Here is a 12,304-nt window from a genome sequence, read left to right as displayed (position 1 = left end):
TTTAAGTACCTCTCGTAAATAATTGCAGTTTTTGTTTTACCGTTTCTAAACGATATCGGCTTATTGGTACCATATCTTTATTGTTTAATATCACCTTTGTTTTATCTATGGAATAAATGTAACGGTAATTTACCAGATAACCACTGTGTACCCGTATAAATCCGTAAACTTCAAATTCTTTCTCTATCTTATGGAGATTACTTTTTATACGGTATTTATTATCCTCCGTACATAGATAGATATCATGTTTATAACTTTCAATATACATTATATCGGTGATCCGAATCTGTTTGGTTGAATTATTAAAACTTACCGTATAATACAGATTATCATTTTTGATTTTATTTATAATTGCTTCAATTGCTTCAGGCAATTCTTCTTTCAACCAAGGCTTTCTTATAAAACGGAAAGGTTTATAACGGATCGACTGAAATACAAGATCATCTCTGTTAGTTATAAATATAATGCTTACAAAGGGGTTCGTTACTCTCACTTTTTCTGCTACTTCTATTCCGCTTAATCCCGGCATCTCAATATCCAGAAATAATACATCAAAGGGTATTTTATCACTGGCTTCTAATAATTTTTTTCCATCCAAAAAAGAGTTAATATGAATTTCATTGCCTTTCTCTGAAAATTGTGTATATATTTGACTAACCAAATCTTCTAAAAAGATTTTTTCATCGTCACATACTGCTATTTGCACAACCATTCTGGAGTTTCCATCCTTTTATTTTTGCTTATTTAAAATCTGGTTCTATATTTTTCCTTAATATTCCAATACTAACATTAAATTCCTGAAAAAAATCATAAAATAAGACTAACCAAATATGCACCCCGAACTTAAAGTACATGTATCAGTTAGTCTTACTTTATAATAGTTTCTGCCCTCTCACGTTCCCCAACGCGCTTACTTCCTCTAGTACAATACCTTCTTGTATCGACTTATTAGATGATATCAGTTTTTGTAGGATTTGTCAATAGATTGTAATAATTTTTTTATATTTTAGTAATTTCGCCAAGTAAATTTTTACAGTTCAAAAAAACCTTTTAATAATTTTTCTAAGTGTCCCTGATCATCAGCTCCCATTAATTCCCTGGAAGAGTGCATTCCAAGTAAAGGTACCCCCAAGTCTACCGTTTTCATTGGTAACCAGGAAGAAATAATAGGCCCTAAGGTCATTCCGCCAGGCATATCAGACCTGTTTACAAATTTTTGATAAGAAATTCCATATACTTCGCAGATTTGCTGAACAATGGCTACGGCTTCTGTGTCAAAGGTATATTTCTGGTTGCTGTCTATCTTAATAACAATACCCCCGTTTAATTTAGTATAATTCACGGGATCATATTTTTCCGGTCTGTTGGGATGAACTCCATGTGCGACATCCACAGACAGAAGCATACCCTTCGCCGTGGCTTCAAACATGCGTTCCCTGTTTTGAATACCAAGTCCCTCATACACTTTAGATAATATCATGGTAAGCAGGGCAGAATCAGCCCCCTGTTTGCTACGGCTCCCTATTTCTTCATTGTCATATAAAGCAATTAAATTAATACCCTCATTACGTCTGCCCTCATTAATCCCTTTTAATAATGCCCATACGGAAGTCAGGTTATCTAATCTCGGACAGGAGATAAAATCTTCCTCCATACCAATCAAATTGCCCTCTTCTGCATTATAAATATACAAATCATAGTCTAATATTTTATCTTCGTCCACCTGTAATTCTTTTGCCAGATAGTTGATAAAGAATTTATCTTTATTTAAACTTTCATTTATAGTTGCAATGATCGGCAGTGTATCGGTTTGTTTGTTTAATTCCACCCCTTTATTTACTTCCCTGTTAATATGTATCGCCAGATTTGGTATGGTAAGAATCGGCTTTCTAAAATCAATTAACCGGATGTCCGGATGAAAGGGATCTTTACTTTTTAAAGTTACTTTGCCGGCTATAGATAAAGGCCTATCCAGCCAGGTATTCAATATTGGTCCGCCGTATACTTCTGTATTTAACTTACAGTAAGCACCTGAAACCATTTCTGCATTAGGTTTTAACCGAAATCCCGGATGATCGGTGTGTCCCGCCGCTATACGCAGACTTTGCCCTTCCCTCCAGTCCTCTCCTATGGTAAACGCAAATAGGACTGTTCCATAAGGTTTAATATAATACGCTCCTCCTGCATTCAGATTCCAGGGTTCACTTAAATTTAATTCTTTAAATTCCGACTTTTCTAAATAGATTACCCCTTCCTCCACAACCTGGTAGGGAGAAGTCGCAGATTTTATAAATTGCAATAACTCTGCTGTAATTGTATTATTTGACATTTTTACACCTATTGCATAACACATCTGCAGGCAGATGTTGCATCCTTTCCATCTTTCACTCTGGATTCAACAGAGGAAGCAGCTTCCGACAGTCAATCCAATATTTTATTTATCCATATTATAGACCACGAATCAAAATTAAACAATAGAAGATACCAAATTAAGTATTCTGTCTGTTACGGTTTAAATCCTGAGTTTTAAATAAACTTAAGTCTTGACGTCCATGCTTAGCTGCTATATTCTATAGGGGTGATCTAGTACAGCCTTGTATTAATTTCTCTTAATTCAGTACCTGCTATTTACAACGGTACAGTATAAGGTAAGGCTGTATTGGGACTTTTAATCTAACCTCACTTATGGTAGAAAGGGATTGATAAATGGATCAGTTATTGTTTCAGCAAACTTGTGACAAAATAATTGACAGTAAAAGGGCAGATAACGGTATTGGAACTTTAGGTGAGAAAACTGTCCATGCAATTCTTAAAAATTATCTTGTAACAGATGTATCCTGCCATGAAATTAAAGTAGGGGGTTTCTATGCCGATATGGTAAATGAAAACGGCATTATTGAGATTCAGACCAGAAGTTTTGATAAACTAAGAAAAAAATTAGAACTATTTTTGGAAATATCGCCTGTTACAATTGTATATCCCATTCCTTATACAAAGTGGTTACGATGGGTGAATGAAGAAACAGGCGAAATCAGTCCTCCTCGTAAATCTCCCAAAACCGGATCCCCTTATATGATATTTCCTGAACTATATAAAATAAAAAATTATCTTCTCCATCCTAATCTCCATTTACATATCATTCTTATGAACCTGGAAGAATACCGCTTTTTAAATGGATGGAGCAAAGACAAAAAAAGAGGCTCCAGCAGATGCGACCGAATTCCAACGGAATTAGTGGAAGAAATCATAATTCAAAACAGTTCCGAATACCATAAGCTGATTCCTAAGACCTTACCGGATACTTTTACTTCAAAAGACTATAAGAAAGCTTCCGGCCTGCAGCTTAATAGCGCCGTAACCGCTCTTAATATACTCTATTATGTAGGGGCAGTAAAACGTATCGGTAAATCCGGCCGGGCCTATCTATATTCCAGATAAGCCCGTTTTATCTTGCTTTTACTCTATTGTGACGGATGGTTCTTCCTGTACTCTGCAAGCAGCAGATCCACCATCCGGCCGTAGCTTTTTACGCCGTCACTTTGCTTGTTCGCTTTTAAATAATTATCATTCACGGTATTGGAAACCGTACTGATGACCGTATTCTCAAATTTTTCCCAATAAAAATATTCAGCACGGAGATCTGCTATCATTTTTGTATTATAATGTTCCCTGACTGACTGGTAAAGGGACGGATCCTGTTTGTATAACTGATTTCCCGCATAAGTCAACGCTAACATAATACCGCTGTACTGAAATTCCAGATTATCGGATTCCTTGCAGACAAGATACCCTATAAAATTAGCCTCGTCTTCTCTCATAAATCCCCGAAGATGTGCCAGTTCATGTCCCATGGTTGCTGGGATAGAGTAGTCTGCGGCATCCACATTAACATTTGCCTCCATGGTAAAGGGCCAGAATATTCCTGTAATTTCCATTCTAGACATAAAGTCTGAGAAGAATACCGGTTTTAAAGAGGTATAATAACCGCCTAATACAGGATACTCCTTAGATAAATCCATAAAAGCTTTCTCTAATTTATCCGATACTTCATTCCAATTGGTTGTGCTTACTTTCAGAACTCCGTTACTATCTTCAGCATCTTTCTTCTGATGTAATTGTTCCCTGATGCCTGCCGCCTCATCTGCTAATTCCAGACACAGATTATATAACTCATCAACGGTAGAATCCTTAATTTCCAATCCGCTGTAGGACGCAAACGAATAACGGTAATAATTTGTACCGCCTAACATGACATAAAGAAAGAATATCATACTCAGGACACAGATCCCATTTAAAAACCCTAAAGCAATAGTATAACCTGCTTTTTCTTTTTTTCTTAATTTTATAAAAATTGTTCCTATAAAACGTAAAATAAAATAAATTGCTGTTGCCGGCAAAAATATAACCTCTAACTCCATCAAAGAAAAAGGAAAAATACCGGAAATTAAACTGATTCCCTGACTAATCCATCTATAAATCCCCCTGGCAAAAACAAATTCAGCAATATCCTGATTATTCCGAACTAACCACAATATAAAGAAAGAAAGCGGAAGCAGTAAAAGCAGCAGTGTTCTTTTTTTATAGAAAGCCCTGTACCATTTCATGTTATCCGCTTTTTCCATGACATCTTTTCGTATATCCAATTCCAAATTCTGATTATTATCCATGGGGCTGGTCCTTTCTAAACGTATTAATGGCTTGTCTTTAGGAACTATACAGATTAATCCCTCTTCGGCAAAGGATTAAGGTTATTTTATCCTCGGGCTTCTGTTCAGACGCTTATGTGTATGATTATGGTTATGTCCAAGACTACCCGGTTGACGGTTATTAACAGTCTGGTCATCTTTGCGGCTGTCATCTAATTTAATACGTTCTGCGGCTATATTAATAATATCTGCAATCTCTTCTTCCGGCATCTTTACATATGCCGCCAGTTCATGAATGTTTGCTTCCCGGCACAAATCCTCGGCCAATTCATTTGCTGCATCCTGAATATAATTGATTTTCTTAACTATAGTATCTTCAAAGCTGCTGCTCTCCCTTTGTTCCTCAATAGCTGCTTCCATAAAACTTCTTATATACTCTGTAACCAGCTCTTTTAACTGTTTATTATCTGTAATTCCTGATACAGCTTCAAGCGCACTGATAAGACCCATATTACCTTCCTGGATTAAGTCCTCCATGGACACTTCTAGGGATACCCCTTGTTTCTTATATTCCTGCGCTATTTTCACTACATAATGAAGATTTGCTTCAATATAACGGCTTTTAGCAAAGGCTTCACCTTTTAAAATTTTATCCAGAAGGCCATTTTCTTCTTCCGGTGTAATTTCTTTCATTGCTCCTAAGTCTTCCAAATACATCTTTAAATAAACAGAATCTTCTTTAAGCCTATGTGATTCCCGTTGCTTTAATTCCTCTGTTATATTATTACTATCCCCATCACTGGCACTTTCCGGTTCATACTCACTGTCTTTTACTTGTTTGTTTTCATTCTGCAAAACCTTGGAATATTCTGATTCCGTTGCTACATAACCCTTGATAGATATGTGATTCGCTGCCAAATAAGCAAATATGTGATCATACTGGATATCATTTAATTCCATATCACCAAATAAGCTTTTTATCTCGCTCATACTTAACTGATTACCCTGAACTTTTGCTACCTCTAGTATATCTCTTAACATTTCCTGAAATCTATCTTTTTTTTCCATTTTCTTTACCAGTACAATTCCTTTCAGTCTTACTTGCGTAAGGTAAATGTAAAACAATTAAAATTGTTGTTTTACGCTAACCTGTTACCCGCGGCTACTTTGTATATTTAATATATATTTACGCTATTATGAAAACTAAACCTAAATAATCGAGTTTTTAAGCGTGTTCTATATAATATTTTATCATAGATATACCCTTATAGCAATTTGATTATTTTAGCAGGTTTTTAAGTAATAATTTTAGTGGTTTATGGTACCTTTTTATTAAACCTGTTGTTATATGCCCTTGAATTAACTAAAATTTTTATGGTATAATATCGACAGATATTATACCAGTGGCGAAATTAGTAAGTGCCTATAAACGATACAAAGTGTCTCATACCTTGGTGCTTGCGAACCTGGTATAATTAATTAATAATTTATGTGCCTGATAAGCTCAGATAGGAGAAAGATTATGTACAATGATAACGAAACGGAAGTAACACAGGATTTAAATGATGAGTTGAAAGAAGATATCGGCGAAGTTGAGGTCGCTCCTACACCGGAACCGATTCCTACTATGGGAGACTTTGAAGAACAGATTAATAAATCCTTTATCCGAATTAAAGAGGGTGAAATTGTTAAAGGTACCGTTATCGGAATTTCTGATACGGAAGTTACTGTTGATTTAGGCTATTATGCAGAAGGAATTATCCGATTGGAAGATTTAAGCAACGACCCTCGTTTTTCCATTAAGGCAGATGTTGTTATAGGCCAGGAAATAACTGCAACCGTAATAAAAGAAGATGACGGACAAGGTAATATCCTGTTATCCAAAAAAGAAGCAGATAATATATTATCCTGGACAGCCCTGAAAGAATACATGGATAATAAAACAGTTTTAAAGGTTAAGATTGCCCAGGCTGTAAACGGCGGTGTGGTTACTTATCTTGAGGGCATCCGTGGATTTATTCCTGCTTCTCAGTTATCTTTAACTTATGTGGAAGATTTGGAATCCTGGGTAAATAAAGAGATATCAGTAATCGTTATTACCGTAGAGGAAGACAGCAGAAAATTAGTATTATCCGGTAAAGAAGTAGAGCGTGAGAAAGCATTGGAAGATAAAAACAGCAAAATATCAAGACTGCAGATTGGACTTATTACAAAGGGTACTGTTGAAAAGATTGTACCTTATGGTGCTTTTATCAACATCGGTGAGGGGTTGTCCGGACTTGTTCATATCTCCCAAATCTGCGGAAGACGTATTAAATCTCCAAATGAAGTTATAAAAGAAGGGGAAGAGGTTACCGTTAAAATCACAGAAGTGAAAGATGGAAAAGTCAGCTTAAGCATGAAAGCGGTTGAGGATAAAGCTGAAATTCTGGATAATGTAGATGAAGTTCCTTTTGAATACAGCACCGGCGGTGAAGCATCTACAGGATTAGGTGATCTTCTTTCTAAAATCAAATTATAATTTTCCCATTGATAATATATAAATAATTTAAAACAGGTACATTATACTGATCATTTACGTATTACTCTGATTAATTGGCAAGTCCTTTTTACAGGTTTACCGTCTTTATCGTATTAATGTACCTGTTATTTTTTACACTATGGTTATTGTTAAGTATTAGCAAACAGTAAGTGCCTTTTTAAGATTCTTTTAATCCTGTCTCAAACGAAAGAACTTAGGGTGTTTTCCGTCAGATTTTTTATCCTCTTTTTTCTTTGAATCCGGATTTTTATTATTTATATTCTCTTCCTGCTTCTCTTTATATACTGCTGCCTGTATGAATGCTTCGTCTGCTTCCGTTAGGGATTCTTTGACTTCCTGCCCATCTGTTTCCTCACTATCATCAATAACCGTCCCGTAAGAATCTTTTATCATATTCTGAAAACTTTCCGACAGTATCTCTTTGTATTGTTCGATGGAATCCTCTTGATTATAAATCTTAATTTCTTCATTAAGCGTCAGCATTTTGTGATCCAGATAGGATACAATATCCGCGCACTCTTTTAATTCTTTCCTTATACGCTCCGGAGCATTTCCTTCAAATTTGTAATAAATTTTATGCTCCAGACTTGCCCAAAAATCCATGGCAATGGTTCGTATCTGAATCTCTACCTTTACATTTACCATGGTACTGGATAAATAAATGGGTACTGATATAATCATATGATAACTCGTATAACCGTTTGGCTTTGGAAACATAATATAGTCTTTAACCTTCAGTACCTGAACATCGCTTTGCTTCGCAATCAGATCCGCTATCCTGTAAATATCGGAAGTAAAGGAACAGATGATGCGGATACCCGCAACGTCATTAATGTATTTAACAATATTTTCAACCGTTAATTCCCTGCCGTTATGGCGCATCTTTTTGGCAATGCTCTGCGGTGATTTCATACGTGATGTTATATGTTCTATAGGATTATATTGATGATTCAATTTGAATTCTTCGTTTAATATTTCAAGCTTTGTATTTACTTCTTTAAGAGCTGAGTCATACATGAGCATAACTTTTCTCCACTCTTCTTCTTCATTGTAAAACATAGGTAAATCCATAGTTTTTGTTCTCCTCCTTAAATAAGGAACACCCCTTAAACCCATTTCGACTTATTATATCATACAAATATGAACAATTTTTGAATAATAATAAACTTTATAAAATATTAAGGATTCTTAAATATTGATAATTTTTTCTCATTAATTATAAAATTTATGGTGTCAACCGTTTTTGAAAATGTCCTCAAAAAGTTTAAACATAAGCACCAGATTTCTGGTGCTTAGTTTTAAATAGTACTTTAGGAGAAAATCCATAGCTCAGTCGGTATTTGGATAACCTTAATAAACCTACAGACTTCGAAATATCAGTTAAGCTACATCTTTTCTATGTAATTGACTTTTAGCGTACTTTTCAAATGATGCCTGCTTCCAAGGATGGTTCATAGGAGGTATGTATTTCTTTTTTGGTAATTCCGGAATGGTCGCTAAATCAAATGCTTTTGAAGAAAGCTTGTGTTCCGGAAGTAACTCAAGTGCATAAACCTGCTCACCAATACAACTAAAAAGTTCACCATTGAATGATCTAATTACCATTGCTGTGGTGCCCTTACGATGGTGTACAGCGATTCCTTGACTGTTTACAGGAAGATAGTATTCATTTTGATATTTCAGGCAACTTCCGTTATCTATCTTTCTAGAAGATAATACCGCCAACGTCAGATTGATTTTATCACTATCTGGTTGCATTTCGAACACAGATTTGATACTATCAATAGGTAAAGCGAACTGCTTATTAAATTTCTTTATATAGGTGTGGAGAAATTGATTGGCTTGCTGAATGCTGGTTACATTCGCAAGTCGGAGTTCAACAGGAAGGCGGGATTGAAGAGTGCCAAACATTCTTTCAACCCGCCCTTTTGCTTGTGCAACGCTGGAAGTACGAATGTCGATTCCTAATTGTTTGCAGGCATAACCAAACTGAGTAAAGGTATCTTTCTCTAAAGAGGTTTCATGCTTCTTTTTATACTCAAATACAGTTCGGTTGTCAGTAAAAAATTGATATGGAATGCCATAATTACTAAGAACCTGATAGAGAACATGATAATAGCCATTTAATGTTTCTTGTTCATCAAAGTAGGCGCCAACAATCTGCCCTGTGGCATCATCAACGGCGATGTGGAGTTGTGTTTTGAATTGCCCAAACCAAAGGTGTAGGGACGCATCCATTTGAAGCATTTCACCGAAATACGCGCATCTAGGATGCCTAGGATGCGAATCCTCCAGATCCATGATGGAACTTTGAATAATAGCTGCTTTCTTTTTAGACTTAGTCTTTGATTGAATAGCCTTTAGTGCTTTTTTTACCGCTTTCTTGGAAGAACGGTTTGCTTTAGGAGAAAGGATGTATTCCTTTCTAAGAATAGAAGTAATGGCACTGACAGATACACTGATATGTTCTTTTTCTTTGAGAAGTTCAGAGTAATGGGTCAGATTGCAGTCACTGTACTTGGTACGATATAAGTCCAAGATTAACTGTTTTGTATCTGTAGGAAGAGTAATGGCCGGCTGTCGCCCTCGGTTACCATGAATAAAGAAAGACTTACCTTGTTCTTGATAGCCCTTTATTAAGCGATTGATGTGTCGATCTGAACAACCTATTTTAAGAGCAGCTGTTTTCTTATTACCATTTGTGTCTACGAGTTTTTTAATGACCTCGTACTTTTGGTTTTCGTCCATTGTTAGTAATACCTTTCTGATTGTGTCCACCTCATTTCTAAGTCATGAGGTTCTATTATAATATATGAACGACTAATTGGGACATAATCATTTGTGGTACACTAAGACATTATCATAAATGAATCATATTTTCTCATTAATTATAAAATTTATGGTTGACAAAATTTACTAGTATGTTATAATGGTGAAAGACTATTAAAGAAAGAGAGGTAAAAAACATGATGAACTTAATATTAGCAACCGGAAATTATAAACCAATAACATTGTGTAAGCTTACCTCAATAATAGGTTTTACCGTTAAATGACTTGAACCATACTTAGATGAATTTTTCTACATATGGATTTCATTTATCTGAAAACAACTTTTATTGCCGTGGTAACTTACCACGGCTTTTTTTTGCCCTTAACCCGGGTAGAATAAAAGCAGGTAAAATTTATTACTGAGGGAAAGCTTATGTTTTACTTTGTTTTATTGGTAAATTGCGAGACTATCTAAATGTTTGAGTATAGCATAATGTTGTTTTGCAATCACCTGATCTATATAAGCGTGGGAGGAGATTTATGAATAAATTAACAAAATATATGCGCAGATACTGGTATGCCTATGTATTTGCACTAATCTGTATGGTAATCAGCATCGCTCTGGATATGCTGGCACCGCAGATAACCAAAAGAATTATTGACGACGTTATTGTAGGAGGAAACCAGAGCCTCTTAACAAAATTATTACTGGGAATCCTTATCGTAGGTATCGGCAGATGCATCTTCGGATACTTTAAAGAATTAATATTTGACCTGGTAAGTTCAAAAATTGCCGCGGATATAAGAAGAAATCTATTCCTCCACATACAGACCTTGTCCATTCAGTTTTTTGATAAGACCAATACTGGTGAATTAATGTCCCGTGTAAAGGATGATGTGGATAAAATATGGAGTGCTTTAGGTTTTGTAGGTATGTTAATCATTGAAGTAGTGATTCATACTTCCATTGTATTATACTGTATGATAAATTTAAGTCCGAAATTAACTATAATTCCTTTGATTGCCATGCCTATCGTTGCCTGCATCGCTATCTTTATGGAAAAAAATCTGGGTAATGTATACGAACAAATTAGTGAAGAAAATGCAGAACTTAATACAGTAGCCCAGGAAAACCTGGCCGGTGTAAGAACAGTGAAAGCATTTGCAAGGGAAAAATTTGAGATAAATAAATTCTTATCACATAACAAGCGGTATTATGATTTAAATATGAAACAATCCAAAGTATTTGTCAGATATAATCCGTACTTTCAGTTTATCACTAAGTTACTTCCCGTATTAGTTATCATATTCGGCGGAGCTATGGTAATCAAGGGAGAAATTACCCTTGGAACCCTGGGTGCCTTTACGGAATATTCCAACAATATTGTATGGCCCATGGAGATGTTAGGTTGGTTAAGCAACGATTTAGCTTCCGCATTTGCCTCCAATAAAAAAATACAAAAAATATTAAAAGAAACTCCTGTGGTAAAAGAGAAAGCTTCCGTAACCCAGTTAGGAGATATGAAAGGTACCATAGAATTTGATCACGTTTCATTTACTCAAGGAGATAAGACGATTCTGTCCGACATTAATTTTAAATTAGAAAGCGGTAAAACCATAGGTATTATGGGTGCCACCGGTGCAGGCAAAACTTCCATCATTAATCTGCTGCAACGATTCTATGATGTTAATGAAGGAGAAATTCGCCTGGACGGAATAAATATAAAGGATCTTTCTATCAAAGAAATCCGAAGTAATATTTCCTTAGTTATGCAGGATGTATTCTTATTTTCCGATACGGTTACGGAAAATATTAAATTGGGCAAACGGGATTTAATCACTGAAGAAGAAATCTTACATGCAGTGACCAATGCTCAGGCTAAGGACTTTATTGAACGTATGGATAATCAGTATGATACTATTATAGGTGAACGTGGTGTCGGATTATCCGGCGGTCAGAAACAAAGAATCAGTATCGCCAGGTCTTTGGCAAAACAAACTCCTATCCTGGTATTAGACGATTCTACTTCGGCCCTTGATATGGAAACCGAACATTTAATTCAAAAAGCCTTAAATGAGCTTGATAATACCACTAAAATAGTAATCGCCCATCGTATTTCTGCGGTACGTAATGCAGATGAGATTATTATTCTGGAGGATGGTACAATTGCGGAACGGGGAACTCATGAAGAGTTATTACAGGCAAGAGGTCTTTATTATAAAACATACATGGCTCAATACGGTGATTATTTAAAGACCAATACAATCGCCGTTTAATTACTTCTAGTGAATTATAAATTAACTAACAAATAATCAAAGTACGTTTGCGTACGAATAAATACAGGGG

The 12,304-nt window shown here is 35.5% G+C and carries 8 protein-coding genes and 1 pseudogene; 3 read left to right on the top strand and 6 right to left on the bottom strand.

Translation table 11 applies throughout. The features are described from left to right. Position 1: 1 nt before the first annotated feature. Complete coding sequence (locus RBU59_RS15330; RefSeq protein ID WP_308143385.1) at positions 2-712, bottom strand: LytR/AlgR family response regulator transcription factor; 711 nt, start codon at positions 710-712, stop codon at positions 2-4. 318 nt (positions 713-1,030) lie between these two features. Next, entirely contained in the window at positions 1,031-2,329 is a 1,299-nt protein-coding gene (locus RBU59_RS15325; RefSeq protein WP_308143384.1) for a M18 family aminopeptidase, read from the bottom strand. A gap of 377 nt (positions 2,330-2,706) precedes the next feature. On the opposite strand from RBU59_RS15325, the gene RBU59_RS15320 reads away from it, so the two are divergent. Next, positions 2,707-3,438 (top strand): hypothetical protein, encoded by a 732-nt coding sequence (locus tag RBU59_RS15320; RefSeq protein ID WP_308143383.1) that lies wholly within the window; start codon positions 2,707-2,709, stop codon positions 3,436-3,438. A gap of 23 nt (positions 3,439-3,461) precedes the next feature. On the opposite strand, the gene RBU59_RS15315 is transcribed toward RBU59_RS15320, so the two are convergent. Both RBU59_RS15315 and RBU59_RS15310 read right to left on the bottom strand, forming a co-directional pair. Beyond that, positions 3,462-4,667, bottom strand: coding sequence for a DUF3810 domain-containing protein (locus RBU59_RS15315; protein ID WP_308143382.1), 1,206 nt, complete (start codon positions 4,665-4,667; stop codon positions 3,462-3,464). Between the two features lie 81 nt (positions 4,668-4,748). Continuing rightward, the gene (locus RBU59_RS15310; protein ID WP_308143381.1) at positions 4,749-5,714 is read right to left on the bottom strand and encodes a sigma-70 domain-containing protein; all 966 of its coding nucleotides are present in this window, start codon (positions 5,712-5,714) and stop codon (positions 4,749-4,751) included. A 454-nt stretch (positions 5,715-6,168) separates the two neighbouring features. Here RBU59_RS15310 and RBU59_RS15305 point away from each other — a divergent pair, with 454 nt between their 5' ends. Next, on the top strand, positions 6,169-7,167 hold the full coding sequence (locus RBU59_RS15305; RefSeq protein WP_308143380.1) for a S1 RNA-binding domain-containing protein: 999 nt from the start codon (positions 6,169-6,171) through the stop codon (positions 7,165-7,167). Between the two features lie 447 nt (positions 7,168-7,614). Here RBU59_RS15305 and RBU59_RS15300 read toward each other — a convergent pair. Further along, a pseudogene (locus RBU59_RS15300) lies at positions 7,615-8,259 on the bottom strand (GTP pyrophosphokinase); the annotation flags it as partial. A gap of 309 nt (positions 8,260-8,568) precedes the next feature. Then, complete coding sequence (locus RBU59_RS15295; RefSeq protein WP_308143379.1) at positions 8,569-9,936, bottom strand: ISNCY family transposase; 1,368 nt, start codon at positions 9,934-9,936, stop codon at positions 8,569-8,571. A 561-nt stretch (positions 9,937-10,497) separates the two neighbouring features. Between RBU59_RS15295 and RBU59_RS15290 the strand changes: the two genes are divergently transcribed. Continuing rightward, complete coding sequence (locus RBU59_RS15290; protein ID WP_308143378.1) at positions 10,498-12,234, top strand: ABC transporter ATP-binding protein; 1,737 nt, start codon at positions 10,498-10,500, stop codon at positions 12,232-12,234. Positions 12,235-12,304: the final 70 nt, after the last annotated feature.

The sequence above is a fragment of the Anaerocolumna sp. MB42-C2 genome, from assembly GCF_030913705.1.
Taxonomy (GTDB): domain Bacteria; phylum Bacillota; class Clostridia; order Lachnospirales; family Lachnospiraceae; genus Anaerocolumna.
The sequence above is the reverse complement of the archived record's forward strand: the minus strand, read 5'-3'. Positions and strand labels throughout refer to the sequence as shown.

Bases quoted from the DNA above. Each gene is read 5' to 3' on its own strand.
- RBU59_RS15315 (WP_308143382.1), bottom strand. From the start codon at position 4,667: ATGGATAATAATCAGAATTTGGAATTGGATATACGAAAAGATGTCATG.
- RBU59_RS15295 (WP_308143379.1), bottom strand. From the start codon at position 9,936: ATGGACGAAAACCAAAAGTACGAGGTCATTAAAAAACTCGTAGACACA.
- RBU59_RS15320 (WP_308143383.1), top strand. From the start codon at position 2,707: ATGGATCAGTTATTGTTTCAGCAAACTTGTGACAAAATAATTGACAGT.
- RBU59_RS15325 (WP_308143384.1), bottom strand. From the start codon at position 2,329: ATGTCAAATAATACAATTACAGCAGAGTTATTGCAATTTATAAAATCT.
- RBU59_RS15310 (WP_308143381.1), bottom strand. From the start codon at position 5,714: ATGGAAAAAAAAGATAGATTTCAGGAAATGTTAAGAGATATACTAGAG.
- RBU59_RS15290 (WP_308143378.1), top strand. From the start codon at position 10,498: ATGAATAAATTAACAAAATATATGCGCAGATACTGGTATGCCTATGTA.
- RBU59_RS15330 (WP_308143385.1), bottom strand. From the start codon at position 712: ATGGTTGTGCAAATAGCAGTATGTGACGATGAAAAAATCTTTTTAGAA.
- RBU59_RS15305 (WP_308143380.1), top strand. From the start codon at position 6,169: ATGTACAATGATAACGAAACGGAAGTAACACAGGATTTAAATGATGAG.